The sequence below is a fragment of the Bradyrhizobium sp. ISRA436 genome (genome assembly GCF_029910015.1).
GTDB lineage: Bacteria > Pseudomonadota > Alphaproteobacteria > Rhizobiales > Xanthobacteraceae > Bradyrhizobium.
Map to the genome: position 1 here is coordinate 6,550,966 of NZ_CP094519.1, position 21,237 is coordinate 6,572,202.

The following is a 21,237-nucleotide window of genomic DNA, read 5'->3' on the forward strand; positions in this document are numbered from 1 at the left end:
TACGGCTATTTCCCGATCTCGACTGTCGCCGAACGGCCGGACACCAACGCAACATTGTCCGGAATGTGGTCCAGCACGATGCGCACCGGCACGCGCTGCGCAAGCCGAACCCAACTGAAGGTCGGATTGACGTTTGCCAGCAGGTTCGCACCTTCCGCCCGGTCGCGATCCTCGATCCCCGCCGCGATGCTCTCGACGTGCCCGGTCAGCCGGGTCGGATCGCCCATCAGCCGTATCCGTGCCTTGTCGCCGACGTGGATGCGCGCGAGCTTGGTCTCCTCGAAATAGCCCTCCACATGCAGCGTATCTGTGTCGACGAGCGCCATCACGCCCTTGCCGGCGGTGACGTAGGCACCGGGCCTGAGATCCATGTTGGAGATCGTGCCGTTCACTGACGCGTGCACCTCGCTGCGGTCGAGGTTGAGCTGTGCCACTGCGCGATCGGCGACGGCCTGATCATAGGCTGCTTTCGCCTGGAGCTGAGCGGCCAGAACCTGCTCCTGCTTCTGCTGCGACACAGCATCGGTGGTCAGCGCGCTGTAGCGCTTCAGGTCGGCGTTCGCCTGATCCAGCGTGGCGCGATGGCCGGCGACCGCGGCATCGGCCTGCTGCAGCGCCAGCGCGAAGCGTTCGCGATCGATCCGGAACAGGACGTCGCCGCGACGAACTTTCTGATTGTCCTTGACCAGCACGTCGGTGACGAAGCCGGATACGTCGGGTGCAACCTGAATGACGTCGGCGCGAACCCGGCCGTCACGCGTCCATGGAGATTCCATGTAGTAGACCCATAGCGCCCGGCCGACGGCGAGGGCCGCGACGACGGCGATGAGTGTCAACGCAACGCGGCCAAGCCAGACGAGATTCCCCTTCATGGCAAAAACTCCGAAAGATAGACGACGACGCCCAGCAGGCAGACGTAGAGGGCAAAATTGAACAGCGCTCGGTGCCAGACCAGCCGGTCAAGGCCGAAGCGCTGCATGATCCGGCTAACGATAGCGCTCAGCGCATAGGCCACGATCAGCCAAAGCAGCAGCGCCGGAACCAGGACGCCGTAGATGTCGAGCTCATATCTCATGCCGCAAAACTCTCTTCGGGCCGCGGCTGGTACGCCGGCGCATTAGGAAACAGGCCGCGACGGATGCCGACGAGGCCGAGCAATGCATCATCCCGCGCGCTGTCATTGGGGTCCTTCACGACCTCGGCCAGCGCAGCATCGATGCGTGACAATAGTTCGAGACGCACTGCACCCCCCGCATGACGACGAAAGACGGCCGCGAGATCGTCGAGCATGTCGTCGATAACGCGCACGGTCGATGCGGCCAGGCCGTAGCGGGCACGTCGCAGGTCGATAATGTTGAGTCCGATGCGAAGCTGGACCAGGCTGTCGGCATCGCGGCGATCGCTCTCCGAGATGAAGGCAATGCGCTGCACCAGCAATCCGAGCCGATGCAGCATCAGGCCAGCGAACTGCGCGCGATCACCTCGGCCGCGGCGCTCGGCGGCGACCGCGAGCGTCTGCCAGCTCGATAGCATCAGGCGCTTGGCGACCCACTCAGCGCCGACGCCGCGTGCAATCCGCGTCACGACTTCGGCGACAACAACGCCGACGAAGAAGGCGACGGCGGAATTGGCATAGGTTGCAAAATCCGCACTGTAGGTCGATTGCAGCGCGAGCAGCGTCGCGGTGTTGGCGGCGAGCGCCATGCCGGACGGCGCGGTCGCGGGCCGCGCGATCAGAAAACCGTACAGCAGGAAGGTCGGCGCCAGTGCGACGATCAAGACCTCGATATGGGAAATTCCAGGCACCAACGCGAATTGATAGATCGCGACGACGACGATCGCGACCAGCGACCACAGACCGAAGGCCCGGATGCCGCGCGCGGGCTCGTCATGCGCGGCGAAGAACGAGCAGGCGACGGCTGCCATCATAGGCGCGGAAGCTCCGTCCGCCCAGCCGGTCGCGATCCACAGGCCGCAGCAGATCAGGATGGCGACCGCCGCACCTGCGGCCGACCACAGCGCCATGCCGTGATCGCGATGACGAACCGGCGCAGCGCCCGACTCGGGGCGGAACGCCAGCGCAATGGTGGAGACATCCCTGCCGGCCGCGATCGCATCGCCCACTGCGCGGCAGTCGGCCGAGATGTCGACAAGCTCGCGCAACCGCAACAGCAGGCTGATCGTGATGATGCGCTCCCGAGGCGCGACGCCGTCGAGCGCGGACTGCCGCTCCGCAATCGCAGCACGGATCCGCTCCCCGGATTGCCGCAAACGATCCTCGTTCACGATCCATTCGCCGAGATCGCCGAGCAGTTGCCTCAGCTCCGGCTGCCTTTGCAGCGCGCCCTCGCCCAGTGCGGCAAGTCGATCTTCGATCGAGGTAATCACCGGCAACAGCATCAGCATGCGCAACCTGACCTCGCTGAGGCCGCGCACGGCACCGGCTTCGGCCAGCCGGTCATAGGCGAGATGAGTGGCCAGTGTGTCGATCTCGACGATGTCGGTGGCAAGGCGAAGGCGCTGGACCCGGTGCGTCTCGCTGGTCCCGTGTTGAAGCAGCACGTCGCGGGACAGGCGGCGCGCATCCGACAGCCAGCTCCTGACGCGGCCGCCAACGGCCGGCGCGACGCTGCGAGGAAACACCACTGTTGACACCACGCTGGCACAGATGATGCCAAGCGATATCTCCTCGAGCCTCGCCACTGCGGTATCGAAGATGTTTCCCGGCTCGGCCACGGACGGAAAGCCAATCAGCGCGACGGTATATCCGGCCAGCATGAAGACATAGCTGCGCGGGGTCCCGTCGAGCAGCGACAGATAAAGACAAAGCCCGACCCAGAGCGCAATCGCGAGACACAGCAGTTCCGGCGCATTGATCAGGTTCGGCACCATCGCAACCGTCACGGTCGCGCCGATTAGTGTCCCCATCACGCGGAAGAATGCCTTGGAGCTCGTCGCGCCGGCCAGCGGTTGCGAGGTGATGTAGACGGTAGCCATCGCCCAATAGGGTCGCGGCAGATCCAGCGCCAACGCAATCACGAGCGCCAGGATCGACGCGGCGAACGTCTTCAGAGCGAAAATGATGTCCGCGTGGCGGACCAGAAACGGCTCTTCCGCGCGCATGACTACTTCGCCTCTGGAGCAGCCTTAGGTTCCTGCAGGCGGCTGGCACGCTGCTCGATGCGCTGGAGCGTCTCGAACGTTATCGCAAGTTCGTCGCTGCCGATATCCTTCAGCAGACTGGCCCGCACGCGGCGCAAGATCCGGTTGGTCTCCTCGACCTTCGCCTCGCCGGCAGCGGTGAGATGCAGCGTCTTGGCGCGCCGATCGGTCGGGTCCTCGCGGCGCTCCACGAGCCCTTCGGTCTGCAGCAGATCGATCAGCCGCACCAGCGATGGCCCTTCGATCCCGAGCTCATCGGCCAGTACCCCCTGACGGACGTTTTCCCCTTGTCGCGACAGCACCAGTAGGGGAATCGCGGTCGCGTAGGACAGGCCGTGATCCGACAGTGCCTGGTCCGACTCGCGGCGCCAGATCCGGCCGAGCCTCGTGATCAGGCGGCCGATTTCAGCGTGGATATGGGCTTGCGATGGAGCCATGCAAATTAGATAGGATACAAACTATTAGCCTACAACTATATAGGCAGAGATATTTCGGGATATCACGAAAATGCGAATGGCCGCGCGGGACGGCCCGGGCTTGACGGCAGCGGCACGCAAGGAACTTTCCGGTGAAGACTGCCCCCAGTGCCGCTCCTGACGCTTCCCCGCTACCTGTCAGGGACTGGCCGTCGGCTGGCGCAGCCGCTATCTGAAATGCGAGGGGCCGACGCGTAGGCGTGTGCCTTGTGCAGGGAGTTCCAGGCGTGAGCGTCGCATTCACCAAGGAAGAAAGTGCCGAGACCGCGTCCGAGACGCAGCTGCCGAACCGCCCGGATCTCGCCCCACGCGAACCTCGTCACGGCGGCAGGCCTGAAGGCCCTGGAAGCCCAGTTGAAGGCGGCGCAGGAAGCCTACGAGACGTCGCAAAAGATCGACGATGTGAACGAGCGGCGGCGGCAAGGCGCGCTGCCGCTGCGAGATGCACGATATTTCGCGGAGCGGGTCCGGACGGCTCAGGTGGTCCCGGAGCCGACGACGTTTGATACCGTTTGCTTTGGAAGCACAGTCACCTTCAGCCGCGATGACGGACGCATCCAGACCTATCGAATCGTAGGCGAGGACGAGGCCGACCCGAACAAGGGGATGATCTCCTTCGTTTCACCGATCGCCAGGCTTTTGATGGGCAAGTCCGTCGGAGACGTAATCGAAGCGTCGGGACAGGACATCGAAGTCGTCGCGATCTCATAGCGATCGGGACCGACAAGCAAGGCACCTCACATCGAGGTGGAGATCGCGGGCATTGAGCGTGTCGCCCGGCGACGGCCGAGTCGATCGGTCTGGAGTCCAACTGACTCCAGACCGATCCGTTCGATGTTAGCTGAACTGGTTCATCGTGTTGTGGACACCACCGGCCTTCAGAGCAGCCTCGCCGGCGAAGTATTCCTTGTGATCGTCGCCGATGTCGGATCCCGCCATGTTCTGATGCTTGACGCAGGCAATGCCCTGACGGATTTCCTGCCGCTGGACGTTCTTCACATATCCCAGCATGCCCTGCTCGCCGAAATATTCCTTCGCGAGGTTATCGGTCGACAGAGCAGCCGTGTGATAGGTCGGCAGCGTGATCAGATGGTGAAAGATGCCGGCGCGCTTTGCCGAATCGGCTTGGAAGGTACGGATACGCTCGTCGGCTTCGATCGCCAGCGGCGTGTTGTCGTATTCCGCCTTCATCAGTTCGGCACGGTTGTACTTGCTGACGTCCTTGCCGGCTTCCTTCATCGCATCGTAGACCTGCCAACGGAAGTTGAGCGTCCAGTTGAAGGAAGGCGAGTTGTTGTAGGCCAGTTTCGCGTTCGGCACCACCTCACGGATGCGATCGACCATCTTGGCGATCTGCTCGATGTGGGGCTTCTCGGTCTCGATCCACAGCAGGTCGGCGCCGTTCTGCAGCGAGGTGATGCAGTCGAGCACGCAGCGATCTTCGCCGGTGCCGGGACGGAACTGATAGAGATTGCTGGGAAGGCGCTTCGGACGCATCATCTTGCCGTTGCGGTTGATGATGACATCGCCATTCCTGGCGTTCTCGGCCGTCACTTCCTCGCAATCGAGGAAGCTGTTGTACTGATCGCCGATGTCGCCGGGCTTGTGACTCACGGCGATCTGCTGCGTGAGGCCGGCGCCGAGCGAGTCGGTGCGGGTCACGACGATGCCGTCTTCCACGCCCAGTTCGAGGAAGGCGTGACGGCAGGCACGGATCTTGGCCAGGAAGACGTCATGCGGCACAGTCACCTTACCGTCCTGGTGGCCGCACTGCTTCTCGTCGGAGACCTGGTTTTCGATCTGCAGCGCGCACGCGCCGGCTTCGATCATCTTCTTGGCGAGCAGGTAGGTCGCCTCGGCATTGCCGAAGCCGGCGTCGATGTCGGCGATCACGGGCACGACGTGGGTCTGGAAGTTGTCGATCTTCTCGATCAGCTCCTTTTCCTTCGCCTTGTCGCCCGCCTTGCGGGCCGCATCGAGCGCGCGGAAGATATCGTTGAGCTCGCGGGAGTCCGCTTGACGCAGGAAGGTGTAGAGTTCTTCGATCAGGGCTGGCACCGAGGTCTTCTCGTGCATCGACTGATCGGGCAGCGGCCCGAATTTGGAGCGGAGCGCCGCAATCATCCATCCCGAGAGGTACAGATAGCGACGATCGGTGGTGCCGAAATGCTTCTTGACCGAGATCAGCTTCTGCTGGGCGATGAAGCCGTGCCAGCAACCAAGCGACTGGGTGTACTTGGTGCTATCAGCGTCATAGGCGGCCATGTCGGCACGCATCACCGCCGCGGTGTAGCGGGCGACGTCGAGACCGGTCTTGAAGCGGTTCTGCAGGCGCATCCGCGCCACGGCTTCGGCGGTGACACCGTTCCACGTCGGCTTGGTCTTGAGCAGCGCTTCGGCCGCCTCAATCTCGCTCTGATAGGACGCCAGTCCCTGGATGGCCCGGTCGCTGATCCCGCGCGGTTGGAAGTTCATGTCCATGATCCCTTCGGTGACGACAAATCTGGAGCGTTTGTACGCACCACCTCGCCGGTTGCCAGTCATCCCGCAGAAAACTTGTCACACTTTACAAGAATGTGGTGTATTGTTGTAAGAACATTACATTGCGTGAGAATTCGATATGACAACCTCCAGCGCCCGCTCCGTCTTCATGGGACCACGACTGCGACGGCTGCGACGCGACCTCGGGCTGACCCAGGCGGACATGGCGGCCGACCTGGAAATATCGGCCCCCTACGTCGCGCTTCTGGAACGCAATCAGCGGCCGGTGACGGCGGATATGCTGCTTCGTCTGGCCCGCACCTACAAAATCGACCTGGCCGATCTCGCCGGCGACGGCGGCGCCGATCACACGGCGCGCATGCAATCCATTCTGAAGGAGCCGATGTTTTCCGACATCGATATCCCTGCGCTTGAAATCAGCGACCTCGCCATCAGCTATCCGGGAATGACCGAGGCATTCCTTCGCCTCTACACCGCCTATCGCGAAGAACAGTTGGCGCTCGCGGAGCGAAGCGCTCCGGAGCTGACGGGCGCCGCATCGTTGCCGGGCCAGGAGAGCTTTGACGCAAACGACCCGGTCGCGGAAGTCAGGCGGTTTCTTGCCGCACGCCGCAATAACTTCGCCAACCTGGACGATGCAGCCGAACGTCTCGTCCAGGCACCTTCCGGACCGGCTGGATTCATCGAACGGTTTCGGGTTCGTCATAATCTTCAAGTGCGTTATCTGCCGCCGAACGTCATGCTCGGCTCGGTCAGGCGGCTGGACCTCCATCGCAGACAGCTCCTGCTTGAGGACTCGCTCGATACCGCAAGCCTCAACTTTCAGTTGGCCAAGCAACTTGCCTATCTCGAAATGGAAGATGAGATTGGCGCGGCACTGGAAGCCGGCAAGTTTTCGACCAAGAGCGCTGAATTGCTGGCACGCCGGGCGCTCGCAGCGTACGCCGCCGGCGCTCTCATCATGCCTTATTCCGCCTTTGCGAAAGCCGTCGACACGCGTCGTTACGATGTAGAGGCGCTGGCGCGTCAATTCGGCACCAGCTTCGAACAGACGGCGCATCGCCTTACGACCTTGCAGCGGCCAGGGCTTGAGAAGGTCCCGTTCTTTCTGATCCGCGTCGATCCGGCCGGCAACATTTCCAAGCTGCTTGACGGTGCGGGATTCCCGTTTGCCAAGCACGGAGGCGCGTGTCCGCTTTGGTCTGTCCACGGCGTCTTCAGGACACCACGCCAGATTGTCACGCAATGGCTTGAATTACCCGATGGACAGCGCTTCTTTTCGATCGCCCGCACTGTTACCGCCGGCGGAGGTTCGTTTGGCGCGATCCGCGTGGAGCGGGCGATCGCGATCGGCTGCGCTGCCGAGCATGCGGGACAGTTGATCTATACCCGCGACGGGCAAGGTCCGCGTGCGGACGAGCCGACGCCGATCGGCGTTGCATGCCGCGTCTGTCACCGCCCGAAATGCGCCGCACGATCGGCGCCGCCAATCGGACGCGAGATTCTTCCCGACGATTTCAGGACCTCAAGCGTCCCCTTCGGGTTCTCCGGGGACTGAAATCTTCTCAAGGTGAACGCCGTTGTCGACGCATCCGATGCAGCGGGTCCGTTCGGGCCTTGTCGAAAACTGCGCCGTGCGAACGCCTAGCCTCGGCGTTGTACGAGCCGCTCGAGCTGCCCACCAGTCAATCATCCCGCCCGTGTCCGAATGCCCTTGGCTTTGTCTATTTTTGTGTCACGTTCCCGCCCAAAGCCCTCCAGCCTGGAACGTGCTCGTCCCCAGCACACGCCGATTTTTCAACTGGAGGTCGAAGATCAAATTTAACGCGCACCGAGGCCCTTGGAGCGCCTGGTCTTGGTTTCCCTGTATTGAGCTCTCATGCATGGTCGCCCGTTCTCGTTGGCAGCGCAGCCGCGCCGCGCGGCAACGCGCTCTGCTTTTCCTGCACAAGCGTGGATCTCGGCGCCGTACGGGCCAGGCCGGCCAGCGCCATCTTTCGCCGCCGGCGTGCCTGCAATTGCTGATCCGCCAGCACACCGATCAGAATCACCGTCCCCATCACGGCGAAGTTCAGGGAATTGGGGATGCCCAAGATATTCACCAGGTTCTGCAGCACCTGCAGAAGCGCCGTTCCCAGCACGATGCCGAGAATGGAGCCCTCGCCTCCGCGCAGGCTGCACCCACCGAGAACGGCAGCCGCGATCGCATAGAGCTCATAGAAGTTGCCGAACGAACTCGGAGAGACGGAGTTGGTGTAGAACACGAACAACACGGTCGAAATCCCGGCCAGTCCGCTGCTGACGATATAGGCGGTCGCGATCACGACATTTGTGCTGATACCGGAGAAGCGCGCCGCCTCCTCGTTCTTGCCCACCGCATAGAGCCAGCGCCCGTAGACCGAGCGGTGCAGCAGCACGCCAAGGATCAGCGCCAGGGTGATCATGAAGATGAAGGTGTTCGGGATGCCCGCGAGATTGCCGGAGGCGATGTTGCGCAGCGTGCTCGCCTCGTCACCGTAGCCGAAGCCGCGTGTCGAATCGCTCGTGTAGTAGCGCGCGACGCCGCGATAGATCAGCAACCCGCACAAACGTCACGATGAAGGGATGCATCTTCAGCCGTGTGATCAGGAAACCCTGGATACCTCCCAGCGCCAGCCCGCCCAGCAGGACCAGCAACAGCGCGAAGGGCCAATAGATCTGATAAGTCGTCAGAAGGTCGACGAAGACGACACCGAGCAGCGCGAACATCGAGCCGAGCGAAAGATCGATGCCTCCGGTGATGATCACGAGCCCCTCGCCTAGCGCGAACACACCGAAAGGCATATCAGATTGGCCAGGTTCAGCAAGTTCACCAATGATAGGAAGGCCGGATTGATCGCGCCCGTGATGGCGGAGACCACCGCCAGAAGCAGAAACAGGCCGAGTTCTTATTTCATCATGACGCAGCGCTTCCGTGATTTCCAGTACCTGGCCCATCGCAAGCCGCAACACGTTGTATTCGCCGAACTGCTCGCGCTCCAGCACGCCGCTGACACTGCCTTCATGCATCACAGCTACCCGGTCGGAGACGCCGATGACCTCCTCCATGTCCGAGGAGATCATCACGATCAGCCTCCATATCGATGCTCGGCGCCTTTATGGACAAGCTCCTGGCCTGTTCCTTCGCGACCTTGCGCTCGGCCGCGCCGTTGACCAGCCACATCCGTGCATAATTCAGCAAGTTCGCGAGCGTCACACGTTCTCCCGGATCGGCAGCTCCAGCACCAGTCCGGATTTCTTGCGGTCCTCCGGCACCAGATAGATCCCTTGCCTGATCGCGTCCCGCGGCGACGCGACACCGACCGGCGCGTTGTCGATCCTGATCTCGCCACCCAGCAGCGGATCGATGCCGAACACCGCGCGGGCAAGGGAGGTGCGGCCAGCGCCCACGAGCCCGGCCAGACCGAGTATCTCGCCGCGCCGCACCGAAAGGTTAATCTGCCGGTCGGGAAAGGCGGCCGTCACGAGGCCGGCGATATCGCAACCGCTCTGCTGCGGCGACCGCGCCGGCGGCGTATACAGCGTCTTCAGGTCGCGGCCGATCATCAGCCGGATCATTGCGGCATGGTCCCGGCGAGTTCGAGCAGCGTGTCTGTCATTAGCGTTTCCTCCCGCACGACGCCCGGCGGCCTGTGGCAGCCGGGCGTTGAAGCACGCCGAAGTTACTTCTTCAGCAATTCCTTCAGATTTGCGGTGAACTCCGCGACATTGGACTTGCTGATCACCTTGGTTGGCACGATCAGCTTGCCGTCCGCCGGGATCCAGGACTTGTCGCCGTTCAACGTTTTGATGATGTTGTTGGCGGAGAGGTAGCCGAACTCTTACGGCTGCTGCACGACCGTGGATTCGATCGTCCCGTCGGAAATGCCCCGCAGCGTGCGCTGGTCCTCGTCGAAGCCGACGATCTTCACCTTGCCGGCCTTGCCCGCAGCTTTCACCGCGTCATAGATCAGCGGTGTCTCGTAGCTCCACAGGCAGCGCAATGTCGGGATATTTGACGAGCACGTTCTCCATGTTCGCCTTGGCCTTGGCGAAGTCCACCTGGTCAGTGAACACGTCGACCAGTTCGACCTTGGTGCCGGCGATCGCCTCCTTGATACCGTGCACCCGCTCGCGAGCGTTGTCAGCGTCCATCGTTCCGACGAACAACGCGATTTTGCCGCCGTTCGGCAGCGCCTTCTTGATTTCCTCGCCCGCCTGCCGCCCAGCCGCGACGTTGTCGGTGCCGATATAAGCGAGACGATTGCTCTGCGGCGCGTCGCTATCCGTCGTGATCAACACGGTCCTCGCCGCAACCTTGTTGAGTTCTTCGGTTGCGTGCTGTGCATCGTCTAAAGAGATGGAGATGCCGGCGACGCCGCGCATCAAGAGGTCGTCCAACGCACGCCGCTGGCCCGCCGCGGTGCCTTCGTTGGTGACGATCAACTCGATATTGTAGTCCGGATGCTCCTTCTGCGCCTTCTCAAGCCCGCGCCCGGCGATGGTCCAGTTTCAGATCGCGAACTAAAAGACGTCACGCACATTGATTAACTTCACTCAGCGAATTAAAAAATGCCCAGCATGGTTGAGCAACCTGAGCCGCCGAGACGTGCCTCAAGCGTGACCCGCGGATCGAACCCCGGCCGCCTCGTCGAAGTCTTGCGACGTCAAGGGCCATTGCCGCGCGTGGAGCTTGCACGCAGTACGGGGCTGAGCTTCCCGGCCATTTCGGCCATCACGTCGAAACTGATAGCGGAAGAACTGCTTTGCGAGGCCGAAACCGACACGGGTGCGGCGACGTCGTGGCCTGACGACACCGACGAAGAGGATGCGGACGAGCTGAATGGCCGTCGCCGTGGCCGGCCAGCGGTGCTGCTGACCCTGAACCCTGAGTTTGGCCGCATCGTTGCGGTCTCGCTGCGCATGAACCTGATTGAGACACTGATCGCGGATTTCAGTGGCTCTGGCCTGGCGCAATCGCGACTTGCGCTCGCGACACGCGCTCTCGATGCAGGCGCATTGTGCGATCTCGTGATCGCACAGATCGAGGCTATGCTCGACGCGACAGCCACACCGCGGCATCGGCTGTTGGGAATCGGGATTGCGCTGCAGGGCATCGTAAACGCCGACACCGGCCGGCATCTGTGGAGTCCGGCGCTCTCGATCACCGACGTCGACTTGGTGAAGCCGATCCGTCAGGTATTCGGCGTCGACGTCGTGATGGCGAACGACGCTGTTGCAGTTGCGGTGGCCCTCGCAGCCTCGGAATCGGCACTGGCACAAGGCCTCTCGGCCACGATCATGGTCGGCCACGGCGTCGGGATGGGCATCGTCGTCGACGGTGAAGCGCGCTGGGGTGCCGGCGCCGGCAGTGAGATCGGCCATGTCAAGTTGGCGCCGAACGGTCCGCAATGCCGGCGCGGTCAACGCGGTTGCATCGAGGCCTATCTCGCCGACTACGCTCTCTACCGCGACGCCCGCACCTTTCTCGACCGGCCGCCGGCGGTGTTGCAGCAGCCGTCCGAGGCGCAGATGGCCCTGCTGTGCGAGCGAGCACTGGGCGGCGACCCTCGTCTCGAGCACCTATTCCGGCAGGCAGGCCACGCGCTTGCCGAGGCGGTCGCCACAACGATATCGGTGCTACGCCCGCATCATGTCATCCTGGCGGGTCCCGGCCTGCAGGCATTTGACATGATGCGCCGCGCCTATGAGGAGCGGCTCGATCAGGCAGTGTTGCCATGGCTGCTCAAGTCCACGGCGATATATGTGCGTCCAAGCGAGTCGGCGGCAATTGTCGACGGCATGGTGCGGCGGACCCTGCGGGTCGTGGATCGAAGCCACATGGAGACGACCCAGTGAATACCAGGAGCTGCGGCCCCGTGTTTGAGCCGCAGCAAGGCAACCGACGCCCTCCAGGCGCCAAAATCGAGAGGATGCCAATGCAGGGCGCCATCTATCCAAGCCTCAAGGACCGGACCGTGCTCGTGACCGGCGGCGGTTCCGGTATCGGCGAGGCCATTGTCCGCCAGTTCGTCGGCCAGGGCTCGCGGGTCGGTTTCATTGACATCGATGTGAAGGCCTCAAAGCAACTGCTGGCCAGCCTGCCGGCGCATGCCAGCGTGCACTTCGAGCACGCCGATCTGCGCGACATCGGCGCCCTGAGACGCGCGGTCGCCGGCGTCCGCGAGGCGCTCGGGCCGATCACCATCCTGGTCAATAACGCGGCCCGCGACGACCGTCACACGATCGAGGACGTCACGCCGGAATTCTGGGACGAGCGGATCGCCGTCAACCTGAAACATCAGTTCTTTAGCGCCCAGGCGGTTGCGCCTGACATGACCCGGGCAGGAGGCGGTTCGATCGTCAACATCGGCTCGGTAAGCTGGGTGATCGGCCAGGGCAACATGCCCTGCTACACCACCGCCAAGTCGGCGATTCAGGGGCTAACCCGCGCGCTCGCCCGCGATCTTGGGCCGAACAACGTGCGGGTCAATTCCATCCTGCCCGGATGGATCATGACCCAGCGGCAGCAGGATCTGTGGTTGACACCTGAAGGTGAGGCCGAACTCATGCAGCGCCAATGCCTTAAGCGCAAGCTCATGCCGGACGATATCGCTCGCGTCGTCCTCTTCTTCGCCGCCGACGACAGCGGTGTCTGCACCAACCAGAGCTACATCGTCGATGGCGGCTGGGTCTAACCATATTTGCCGACTGCGTTGTCGAAGTCTGGCGAGTTCGACGGATGCGTGTCGAGTCTGAAGCGCGCGACGAAGTGCGTTCGCCGTTGGGGACGAAACGGCGGCATAGCTAAAACTGCGCACGACCGAAGTCCAAGCGTCTTGCCGAAGCTAGAGCATGATCCGGAAAAGTGTGAAGCGGTTTTCCGAAAAGATCATGCTCAAACAAGGAGCTAAAGCGCGATGACGATTCAACCCAATCTCATCGCGCTTTAGCTGGATCCGATTGGGACGATGGTGTCGGGCCTACCCGGTGAACATCCAGAGTTGCTCGCTCGCCATGTAGCCGACCAGCAACAAGGCGCCGAACGCAACGATCACGGCTGTGGCGCCGACCTCGATCGCTCTCATTGCGAGTATGCCGAATCCGGCCCGCACGCTCGCGAAACGGCTCGCGAGTTGCCGCGCGCTGATCGCGGCGCCCTTTGGCGCTCCTCATCCCGCAACCGCTGCGTTGGCCTCAGGCTTGATGGGCTGGATCTTCGCCGAGCAGGCGGCCTTTTACCGTTCGCTGTCCGGCTTCATCAAAGCGAGCAAGCAGGATGGAGCGGCGATGTGGAGCCTGTTTGGCATCTCGTTTGTCTACGGCGTCTTCCATGCCGTCGGGCCGGGCCACGGCAAGGCCGTGATCTCCTCCTATCTCGTCGCCAACGAAGAGACCTGGCGCCGTGGTGTTGTTCTGTCCTTTGTGTCGGCGGGCATTCAATCCCTCGTTGCCATCATTGTCGTAGCGCGCCCCGCGCCGACGCAGCATCGATGGCACAGAGGGCCGCGACCGCCACCAGCCCTGCCGATATCAGAACACGCGACCTGGTCATGGGCACTTCACCAGGATCTTGTTGGCAAAGGTCTCGCCATAGGTGCTGGAGGGATCGAGCGGCACGGCATCGAGTTGACTGAGCCGCGCCTGCTCGGCCGGTGTCGGCTGATGCGGCAGATCGTAGGTGAGCAGGCACTGCGGTGCCCCGCTCAAGGACACCGGCTTGTCCTTGGCGAACTCGAAATCCACGAAGATGGAGGGATCGTAGATCTCGATTTGCGTCGCCTTCGCCGGGGCCGCCGCCTTCAACGGCAGGGTGAAATGCAGGGTGAGGGCGGCGTTCTTGTATTCGAGCCAGTAGTCGACCGGATCCGAAAATTTCAGCTTCTTGCCGTCGGCGCGCGCACAGGTAGCATACTCCTTCAGTGAATCGACGTTGGTCTGCGCGAGCGACGCCAGTTCCTCGCGCGTGTATTGGCCCTTCTTGGCATGGGGGATACCCTGAAGCGCATAAGCGGAAAACATGTCGTCGAAGGTCCAGGCGTGGCGAATGCCCGTCATGGTGCCATCCGCCGCATAAAGCACTTCGCTGTGGAAGGCGACCCAGACGTGGGGATGCGCCTGCCCGCGGTGGACGGATAACGCGAGCAGGAGCATCGCGCAGAAGGAGGGATAGAGCCGTTTTATCATGACTATTTTGCCAGGCGGCGCGCGCGACAGGAAGGCCACGCGGCGCGGCTGAATTGCGATATCCGGAACGGGGTTGGGCGAACGATCGAGGTTGTCCCATTGGAGCAAGGGCAGCTTTGCCGGCGCATGCGGTATCGACGAATTCGCCAACAGGAAGCTCGAGAAGCAGATCGTGCAGTGTTCGTCGTCATCGGCCAGCCGCGACGGATGCCGTTCGGCGGTCTGCCGTTGCGGCCGGGCTTGCCCGACGCTCGCGACGTCGAGGCGAGCGCGCCCGGAGAAAGCGAAATCATCCTTGTGGACGTGGGCGAATGACAGCACAAGCTGCAGCGTGAGCGCCACAAGCGCAAGACTGGCTCCGCAGCGCTGCACGAAAACCCGTGCAGGCATGAACTTCGTCAACGCCCTGTTCCCCTTCTGACGCGACTAGGGACCAAAAGAATATGGCGATCCATAGGCTATAATTGTCCTTGCCATCGACAAAGCAGCGCCATGGCGTGCTGCCGGCAGGAGCGCCATCAAAGCGAAGCGCCACGGCACGACGTCGATACACAAGGGCAGTTGAACATGATTATTGAGCGCACAATCGAGTATCGGTGGGAAGGCCGGGCGCTCTCGATCGGAATGGCGAGCGCGGGAAACGGTCCGGACGTGATCCTGCTGCCTGCACTCAGCTCGATTTCGACGCGAGCCGAGATGTATCCGCTGCTCGAGCGACTGGCATCCGACTGTCGTGCGACAACCGTCGACTGGCCTGGATTCGGCGACCTGCCGCGCCCGCGCGCCGACTGGTCGCCCGAGATGCTTTCGACATTCCTGGACTGGTTCTTGAGCCAGATGTCGCCGACGACACGCATGATTGTCGCCGCCGGACATGCGGCGACCTATGCGCTGCATCATGCGGCGCGCCACCGCGACGCGGTCGACCGCCTCGTGCTGCTCGCGCCGACCTGGCGAGGGCCCCTCCCCACGATGATGGGCTATCGCCCCTGGTTCGCCCGCGTGCGAGCGGCGATCGATTGGCCGCTGATCGGCCAGTTGCTCTATCGGATCAATGTCAGTCGTTTTGTGGTGACGAGCATGGCGCGCGAGCACGTCTATAGCGAGGCGCACTGGCTCTCTGGCGACCGCCTCGCCGCCAAGCTTGCGGTAACACAGGCAAAGGGAGCACGCCACGCTTCGGTGCGGTTTGTGACCGGATACCTCGATCGGGTCGCCAGCCGCGAGGACTTTCTCGACCTGGTGCGGAAGGCGGACAAACCGACACTGGTGGTCTATGGGCACGAGACCCCAGCGCGCTCGCGCGGCGAAATCGAAGCGCTGGCGACTTTGCCGCATGTTCGGCTGGAGCGGCTGGAGAAGGGCAAACTGTCTCTCCATGAGGAATTCCCGGATGCGGTCATTTCCGTCATCCGGCCGTTTCTTTTCGATGGAGTGGGCTCGTTCCGCCCTTTTGCCTCCCTTCCGTAACGCGAGCGTCCCGCCACTCGCCGGCCGCATCGACCGGCGGAAATATGCTGTCGTAGATCGCGCGGGCCTCCCGGATCAGACGCGCCCGATCGAGTTCGGATTTCGAAACAAATCCTACGATCTCTCCCATCTGCACTCCCCTTAGGCGCAGCAAGCCTCAAAGTCTTGCTTGAGCACGTCCGTGGGCAGATCGCGTCCGATGAAAACGGGCCGGGTCTGGCGCGCCTCGTCCTTCTTCCACGCACGCTGGCTGCCACCTTCGATCAGCATGTGGACGCCCTGAACGACAAATCGCCGGTCGTCGTTCGCTAATGCAATGATTACCTTCATGCGCAGGATATCGGTGCCGAAGCGTTGAGCGACATTGTTGATCCACGGGATGAATGTCGCTTGATTCATCGGGCGGTCGGCGATCAGCGACAGGCTGGCAACAGTGTCGTCGTGCTCGTGATCGTGCTCCTCGGTGAGGAAGCCCGGCTCAACCTCGAGAATGCGGTCAAGATTGAAGGCGTCCCGCCCTAGCACCTGGTCGAAAGGGAGGCTGCAGCGTTCGGTTCGATGGATCGCCGCGTAAGGATTGATCTTGCGGATGCGGCGCTCGATCGTCACGAGACTCTTCTCGTCGACAAGATCGACTTTGTTGACGAGAACGACGTCGGCGAACACCAACTGCTCCTGCGCTTCAGGGGTCCGGTCGATCTGGTCAAGCAGGTGCTTGGCGTCCGCGACTGTGACGATAGCGTCAAGCTTGGTCTTGCGGCGGACGTCGTCGTCGACAAAGAAGGTCTGTGCGCTTGAACACGCCGCGACGCTTGAACTAGCATGCAAAACGCATCGACAGGAGAATTGATCTCGTGCGGTCAAGATCCGTCCTTCTGATCATGAATATCTTCAGCCTCTTCGTCATCGTCTTGCTGGCGTCGCCATGGTCTTTTGCCGCGCAGCAATCATCCGGCATTCCGGTCTGGATGAGGGCCCATGTCGGCGAAGGCGAAGATCAAATCGCGCCAGTGGTGTTGCAGAGGGCCCGGGCACTTTACCTACGAAAGGTGAGCGAAGGCACGGTCAAAAATACCTGCTACTTCGCGATGGACGCGACGCGTCCCAACGATTTTAGCGACGGCAAATTGGGGCGCCGGTTCTACGTTATCTGCGAATCCGACCGATCGTTTCGTGCGATTTCGGCCGGTCACGGCGGCGGTCGCGATTTAAAGGGCATCGCGGATTTCGCCAACGGAAGACGGTGCGCGAAGAACTTCGGCAATGCGTTGGATTCAGAACTGACGGCCGGCGGGGCCTATGTGACCGGCGAGACGAAGACGTCCTTCAAAGGCTACTACCGCATCTCGGCGAAACAAGACGCGGTTCTGATGCGCTCGTTCGTTCAGTTTGACGGCGAAGGCGAGACCGCAAACGCCCGACAGCGCGAGATCGGCGGGCATCCGGCAGAGTTGTTGAGGAACGTCTGTCTTCGAAAAGATCCACGCAGTCCGTACGCAAACCACGACGGTTACGTTCCGTTCGGAACGCTGGTTGATTACGCGGGCGGCCGCAGCAACGGCTGCACCAGTTGGTCGCCATCGGACGCAGCGCAAATCATCGCGATGGTGAAGGACAATCCGACGACGCTGTACGTCTATCCTGACGCCGCCGACGTCGACGCCGTCGCGCAGGCGGTTGCGGCCGGCCGGTCGCCGTCGGGCGTCGGATTATATTGGAACGCTGCCTGTTTGAAAGAAATCCGCGTTCCGAAATTTTGGCCAAAGCAGACCCTCGAGCCGATCCTCGCTCAATACAAGAAGGATCATCCGGCACCGCCGCAACGGCCGACGCCGACTTGCAAAGGGCGGTAAACTCTGTCGCGCTACTCGGGCTCAAAATCCGCGACTGCCTCAAGATGTAGCGCTGCCGCCACCCCTCGACCAGCGGACCCTGCGGACTCCGATGTGGCGCGAGATGACGGCGCGGCTGGCACAACCATTAGCAGCTCCGTTAGCAACAATTTCGCAGGAAAAGCCCATCGGCTTCCCGCGAGACCAGTGCATTAGGACAGCTGCCTGATCTCAACCTGGCCAACTTCTCCTTTCCCGATCACTCGACATCGCCCGCTTCCGTGCGCGCGGATCGGAAGCCTCGGGCCTGAGGCGCGCCGGTCTGAGGCGAAGATATGACAGCACCGTCACTGCCGCGCGGCTCGCGCCCTCTCTCCCTCCTCTTGTTTCTTATAATAGATCGGTTCGTGCGCATGGACTGCACTAGTGTCGTGCGCGCCGCTGCACCCGCCGCGCACGCACTTGGCGATCGTGCTGAAGCTGGGATTGCAGACCCTGGGTGTCTTGATTGCACAACTTCGCAAAAGCACGGCGGCGACGTACATCAAGGGCCGCACGATGGCGTGTCATTTCTGCCGGAACGATTGGTTGAACGACATCACAAGCGGCCCAACGATGTATTCAAATGCAGTGCGCTGCACGGTCGGGATCATCACTGTTGCAGGCATGCCGGGATACAGCCGAATATTCGGCATGGCCGCCAGCTCGTTCCGGTCGATCCGCACGAAGGCGGTATAATAGGGCGCGTTGGTTTTCGGGTCAGTCAAACGGTCGGCCGAGACTTGAATCACGTCGCCATGAATGATCGGAACGATGCGCTGCTTATAAGCGGTGAGGTGAACCTCTGCGCGCATATCCGGATGCACATCGCTGATGTCCTCGACACCGACCTGCGCTTCAATCGTCAACGAATCCTCATCCGGAACGATGTCTAGGATCTTGTCTCCGCGCTGGATGACTCCGCCAACCGAGAATACGCTCAAACCGACGACCCGTCCCGTATAAGGCGCCCGGATCTCCATGCGGCCTAAAACCGCCTTGGCGCTCAGCGCCTTGGGAATTACCTCCAAAAGCTTGGCTTGCGTGTCGCGCAGATCCTTGGTGACGTCGGTCATCCGATCGTTGTCGAGCTGCGCGATCTGCTGCTCCTGTTCGGCGATCGCTTGCCGCGCCTTGGCGATGTTCGCCTTTGTATCCGCGATCTGGCCTTCAAGGCCGTAGGCCGTTCTCTCCAATTGCAGAATTCGCGGTCGCGCGATCAAACCCCGTTCGACCAGGGGCGCAATATCATTGGCTTCCTTGTGAATGGAGTTGATCTGGTCGGTAAACGATTTGACCTGCGCCTCCGCCCCCACGATCTGTGAGACGAGTTGGTTGATCTTCTCACGGACCACGCTTCTCTGCCCTTCCAGCGAAATCCGACGGCTCTGGAACTGATTGAGCTGTCCGGTCCAGACGCTCTTGAAGTAAGGATCGTCAGCGCGTGCTTTAAGATCCGGCGGCATCACGAGCTCGGAGCCATGCTCGAGTTCGGTCAGGAGCCGGATTTCAGTTGCCCGCAGAACGGCGTATTCTTGCGTCAGCACTTCATATTCGGCGCGGGCCTGGGTCTCGTCGAGCACGATCAGGAGGTCACCGGCGCGCACGCGCTCGCCTTCCCTGACATGCAATTCCTTGACAATGCCGCCGTCGAGATGCTGGACGCTCTTGCGGTTGCCGTCGACCTTGATCACGGCATTCGCGACCACGGCGCCGTTGAGCGGAGCCGTCACTGCCCAAGTCCCAATCCCGCCGAAGAACAGGGCGATGATCAGCCATCCCACCAGCGCAATCCGTCGGATCGAGTCGTTCGGGCCGCTGTTTTGGCGGGGCGCACCCGAAGCCGGCGTCCTTGTGCTGCTTACGGCATCCAACAGGGCCATGCGACGCCCCCTAACTCGCCGCGGCCTGAACGGGCGAGACCGGCACTGGTCGCGTCAAGCGCGACAGGATTTCATTCCGCGGGCCGAACATCTCGGCGACACCTTCACGCAGCACCAGGATCCTGTCGCAAACGCCAATTGTGGCGGGCCGGTGCGAGATCAGCACGACTGTGGTTCCACGTTGCTTCAGCTGGAGGATGCAATGGGCGAGCGCCGCGTCACCCTCTGAATCGAGGTTCGAGCTCGGCTCATCAAGCACAACCAGGCTCGGATTGCCGTAGACCGCCCGGGCCAGACCAATGCGCTGGCGATAGCCGCCGGAGAGAATTACACCGCCCTCCCCGACCTGAGTGTCGTAGCCCTCAGGCAGCCGCACGATCATTTCATGCAGGCCGGCCATTTTTGCTGCAGCGATAATCGCACCGTCGTCGCCATCGTTGAACCGGCAGATGTTCGCGGCGACGCTATCGGCGAACAGCTCGATGTCCTGCGGAAGGTAGCCTAGGTGCTGACCCAATGACGACCTGATCCAGGTCGAAATATCGGCACCGTCCAAGCGGGCCGCGCCTGCCGAAGGCGCCTGCACACCTACGAGATGGCGAGCTAGCGTGGATTTTCCGGCGCCGGACGGTCCGATGATGCCTAGCACTTCTCCCGGTTCAATCCGGAAGTTGATCCCGCGCAGAATGGCTTTTGAAGTCCCCGGCGCCGCGAACGACAGGCCTTCAATGGAAAGCTGTCCCTCCGGGCGCGGTAGAGTCAGCCCAGCTTCACGCGGTGGATTAGTGGCCAACAACTCGCGCAGCCGCAAGAAGGCACCGCGAGCTGAGACGAGGCCGCGCCAAGACCCGACGATCTGCTCGATGGGCTGGAGCGCACGCCCGAGCAGGATGCTCGCCGCAAACATCGCACCGGCGGTGGTGAGACGTTCGATCACGAGATAGGCGCCAAGTCCCAGGATCAAGGATTGCATGGAGAGCCGCAAGAAGCGGATCATGCTCTGCATGGTGGCCGCACGCTCGCTGGCGGTGACCTGCCGCTCGATCATCCGAATGCGGTCGCGGCTCCAGCGTCGCAACAGACCGGCAGTCATCCCCATGGCGCGTACCACTTCGGTATTGCGCAGGCTCATCTCGGTGAAACTGTAGCTCCGGCTCGCCGCCTCGTTGGCCTCGGAGAGCGGCGCCCTGACCGCCCATTCATTGAGAAGGGCCATCAGGATCAGAATGATGCAACAAGCCAGGGCAAAGGCGCCCAGGAACGGATGCAATGCGAAAATGACCAGGATGTAGATGGGCGCCCAGGGCAGATCGAAAACAGCGTGAATTCCAGCGCCGGTGATGAATTGGCGGAAGGCGTCGAAATCGCGCAGCAGCTGGCTACGCATGCTGCCGCTTCTCAGCGAGCGATCGATAACGGCGGTCATCACGCGCGGTGCGATTTGATGGTCCAGGCGAACACTGGCGCGCGTGAGTACGCGCGCGCGTATAGCGTCGAGACCTGCAAGTGCTCCGTAACCCAGCAACAGGGCCATGGTGAGCATGAGCAGTGTGATCTCGCTGGCACTCGAGATCACGCGATCATAAACCTGCAGCATGTAGAGCGGGCCGGCCAAGTAGAGCAGGTTCATGGCAAGGCTGAACATTGCAGCCGTGGCGAAATAGCCCT

15 protein-coding genes and 5 pseudogenes are annotated in these 21,237 nt (G+C 62.1%); 7 read left to right on the forward strand and 13 right to left on the reverse strand.

The window, feature by feature from the left end; translation table 11 throughout:
* Nucleotides 1-5: 5 nt before the first annotated feature.
* Genes MTX23_RS30475 through MTX23_RS30490 form a run of 4 tightly spaced genes read right to left on the reverse strand, consistent with a single transcriptional unit; the run spans nt 6 to nt 3,599 of the window.
* A complete protein-coding gene (locus tag MTX23_RS30475) occupies nt 6-872 on the reverse strand; it encodes an HlyD family secretion protein (protein ID WP_280973809.1) in 867 nt (288 codons plus the stop codon).
* On the reverse strand, nt 869-1,075 hold the full coding sequence (locus tag MTX23_RS30480; protein ID WP_280973811.1) for a DUF1656 domain-containing protein: 207 nt from the start codon (nt 1,073-1,075) through the stop codon (nt 869-871). Before MTX23_RS30480 ends, MTX23_RS30475 begins: the two co-directional genes overlap by 4 nt.
* Nucleotides 1,072-3,123, reverse strand: coding sequence for an FUSC family protein (locus MTX23_RS30485; protein ID WP_280973812.1), 2,052 nt, complete (start codon nt 3,121-3,123; stop codon nt 1,072-1,074). Before MTX23_RS30485 ends, MTX23_RS30480 begins: the two co-directional genes overlap by 4 nt.
* Nucleotides 3,124-3,125: 2 nt before the next feature.
* Nucleotides 3,126-3,599 carry a MarR family transcriptional regulator gene (locus tag MTX23_RS30490; protein ID WP_280973813.1) on the reverse strand — a complete coding sequence of 158 codons (474 nt, stop codon included), beginning with the start codon at nt 3,597-3,599 and terminating at the stop codon, nt 3,126-3,128.
* Between the two features lie 266 nt (nt 3,600-3,865).
* Between MTX23_RS30490 and greA the strand changes: the two are divergent.
* Nucleotides 3,866-4,349: pseudogene (gene greA / locus MTX23_RS30495) on the forward strand (transcription elongation factor GreA).
* A gap of 126 nt (nt 4,350-4,475) precedes the next feature.
* On the opposite strand, the gene MTX23_RS30500 reads toward greA, so the two are convergent.
* Nucleotides 4,476-6,113: an isocitrate lyase gene (locus MTX23_RS30500; RefSeq protein ID WP_280973814.1), complete on the reverse strand. Its 1,638-nt coding sequence runs from the start codon at nt 6,111-6,113 to the stop codon at nt 4,476-4,478.
* 145 nt (nt 6,114-6,258) lie between these two features.
* On the opposite strand from MTX23_RS30500, the gene MTX23_RS30505 reads away from it, so the two are divergent.
* Nucleotides 6,259-7,698, forward strand: coding sequence for a helix-turn-helix transcriptional regulator (locus MTX23_RS30505; protein WP_280973815.1), 1,440 nt, complete (start codon nt 6,259-6,261; stop codon nt 7,696-7,698).
* A gap of 319 nt (nt 7,699-8,017) precedes the next feature.
* Here the strand turns inward: MTX23_RS30505 and MTX23_RS30510 are convergent.
* The 3 pseudogenes from MTX23_RS30510 to MTX23_RS36495 form a co-directional block, all read right to left on the reverse strand.
* A pseudogene (locus MTX23_RS30510) lies at nt 8,018-9,058 on the reverse strand (ABC transporter permease).
* 40 nt (nt 9,059-9,098) lie between these two features.
* Nucleotides 9,099-9,764, reverse strand: a pseudogene (locus MTX23_RS36490) (ATP-binding cassette domain-containing protein); the annotation flags it as partial.
* Between the two features lie 77 nt (nt 9,765-9,841).
* Nucleotides 9,842-10,667 (reverse strand): annotated as a pseudogene (locus tag MTX23_RS36495) (sugar-binding protein); the annotation flags it as partial.
* Between the two features lie 72 nt (nt 10,668-10,739).
* On the opposite strand from MTX23_RS36495, the gene MTX23_RS30525 reads away from it, so the two are divergent.
* The 3 genes and pseudogenes from MTX23_RS30525 to MTX23_RS30535 all read left to right on the forward strand — a co-directional run.
* A complete protein-coding gene (locus tag MTX23_RS30525) occupies nt 10,740-12,017 on the forward strand; it encodes an ROK family protein (protein WP_280978266.1) in 1,278 nt (425 codons plus the stop codon).
* 80 nt (nt 12,018-12,097) lie between these two features.
* The gene (locus MTX23_RS30530; RefSeq protein ID WP_280978267.1) at nt 12,098-12,856 is read left to right on the forward strand and encodes an SDR family oxidoreductase; all 759 of its coding nucleotides are present in this window, start codon (nt 12,098-12,100) and stop codon (nt 12,854-12,856) included.
* Nucleotides 12,857-13,253: 397 nt separating this feature from the next.
* Nucleotides 13,254-13,625 (forward strand): annotated as a pseudogene (locus MTX23_RS30535) (nickel transporter); the annotation flags it as partial.
* A gap of 84 nt (nt 13,626-13,709) precedes the next feature.
* On the opposite strand, the gene MTX23_RS30540 reads toward MTX23_RS30535, so the two are convergent.
* Complete coding sequence (locus MTX23_RS30540; RefSeq protein WP_280973817.1) at nt 13,710-14,735, reverse strand: DUF1007 family protein; 1,026 nt, start codon at nt 14,733-14,735, stop codon at nt 13,710-13,712.
* A gap of 306 nt (nt 14,736-15,041) precedes the next feature.
* On the opposite strand from MTX23_RS30540, the gene MTX23_RS30545 reads away from it, so the two are divergent.
* A complete protein-coding gene (locus MTX23_RS30545) occupies nt 15,042-15,815 on the forward strand; it encodes an alpha/beta hydrolase (protein ID WP_280973818.1) in 774 nt (257 codons plus the stop codon).
* Here MTX23_RS30545 and MTX23_RS30550 read toward each other — a convergent pair.
* Together MTX23_RS30550 and MTX23_RS30555 are read right to left on the reverse strand one after the other, a co-directional pair.
* On the reverse strand, nt 15,754-15,945 hold the full coding sequence (locus tag MTX23_RS30550) for a hypothetical protein (RefSeq protein WP_280973819.1): 192 nt from the start codon (nt 15,943-15,945) through the stop codon (nt 15,754-15,756). The genes MTX23_RS30545 and MTX23_RS30550 overlap by 62 nt on opposite strands.
* A gap of 11 nt (nt 15,946-15,956) precedes the next feature.
* Nucleotides 15,957-16,679: a GTP-binding protein gene (locus MTX23_RS30555; RefSeq protein WP_280973820.1), complete on the reverse strand. Its 723-nt coding sequence runs from the start codon at nt 16,677-16,679 to the stop codon at nt 15,957-15,959.
* 17 nt (nt 16,680-16,696) lie between these two features.
* Between MTX23_RS30555 and MTX23_RS30560 the strand changes: the two genes are divergently transcribed.
* Nucleotides 16,697-17,668: a hypothetical protein gene (locus MTX23_RS30560; protein ID WP_280973821.1), complete on the forward strand. Its 972-nt coding sequence runs from the start codon at nt 16,697-16,699 to the stop codon at nt 17,666-17,668.
* Nucleotides 17,669-18,213: 545 nt separating this feature from the next.
* Here the strand turns inward: MTX23_RS30560 and MTX23_RS30565 are convergent.
* Both MTX23_RS30565 and MTX23_RS30570 read right to left on the reverse strand, forming a co-directional pair.
* Nucleotides 18,214-19,569 (reverse strand): HlyD family type I secretion periplasmic adaptor subunit, encoded by a 1,356-nt coding sequence (locus MTX23_RS30565; protein WP_280973822.1) that lies wholly within the window; start codon nt 19,567-19,569, stop codon nt 18,214-18,216.
* A gap of 10 nt (nt 19,570-19,579) precedes the next feature.
* Entirely contained in the window at nt 19,580-21,214 is a 1,635-nt protein-coding gene (locus MTX23_RS30570; RefSeq protein WP_280978268.1) for a type I secretion system permease/ATPase, read from the reverse strand.
* Between the last annotated feature and the right edge of the window lie 23 nt (nt 21,215-21,237).

Bases quoted from the DNA above. Each gene is read 5' to 3' on its own strand.
- MTX23_RS30475 (WP_280973809.1), bottom strand. From the start codon at position 872: ATGAAGGGGAATCTCGTCTGGCTTGGCCGCGTTGCGTTGACACTCATC.
- MTX23_RS30480 (WP_280973811.1), bottom strand. From the start codon at position 1,075: ATGAGATATGAGCTCGACATCTACGGCGTCCTGGTTCCGGCGCTGCTG.
- MTX23_RS30485 (WP_280973812.1), bottom strand. From the start codon at position 3,123: ATGCGCGCGGAAGAGCCGTTTCTGGTCCGCCACGCGGACATCATTTTC.
- MTX23_RS30490 (WP_280973813.1), bottom strand. From the start codon at position 3,599: ATGGCTCCATCGCAAGCCCATATCCACGCTGAAATCGGCCGCCTGATC.
- MTX23_RS30500 (WP_280973814.1), bottom strand. From the start codon at position 6,113: ATGAACTTCCAACCGCGCGGGATCAGCGACCGGGCCATCCAGGGACTG.
- MTX23_RS30505 (WP_280973815.1), top strand. From the start codon at position 6,259: ATGACAACCTCCAGCGCCCGCTCCGTCTTCATGGGACCACGACTGCGA.
- MTX23_RS30525 (WP_280978266.1), top strand. From the start codon at position 10,740: ATGGTTGAGCAACCTGAGCCGCCGAGACGTGCCTCAAGCGTGACCCGC.
- MTX23_RS30530 (WP_280978267.1), top strand. From the start codon at position 12,098: ATGCAGGGCGCCATCTATCCAAGCCTCAAGGACCGGACCGTGCTCGTG.
- MTX23_RS30540 (WP_280973817.1), bottom strand. From the start codon at position 14,735: ATGCCTGCACGGGTTTTCGTGCAGCGCTGCGGAGCCAGTCTTGCGCTT.
- MTX23_RS30545 (WP_280973818.1), top strand. From the start codon at position 15,042: ATGTATCCGCTGCTCGAGCGACTGGCATCCGACTGTCGTGCGACAACC.
- MTX23_RS30550 (WP_280973819.1), bottom strand. From the start codon at position 15,945: ATGGGAGAGATCGTAGGATTTGTTTCGAAATCCGAACTCGATCGGGCG.
- MTX23_RS30560 (WP_280973821.1), top strand. From the start codon at position 16,697: ATGAATATCTTCAGCCTCTTCGTCATCGTCTTGCTGGCGTCGCCATGG.
- MTX23_RS30565 (WP_280973822.1), bottom strand. From the start codon at position 19,569: ATGGCCCTGTTGGATGCCGTAAGCAGCACAAGGACGCCGGCTTCGGGT.
- MTX23_RS30570 (WP_280978268.1), bottom strand. From the start codon at position 21,214: ATGTTCAGCCTTGCCATGAACCTGCTCTACTTGGCCGGCCCGCTCTAC.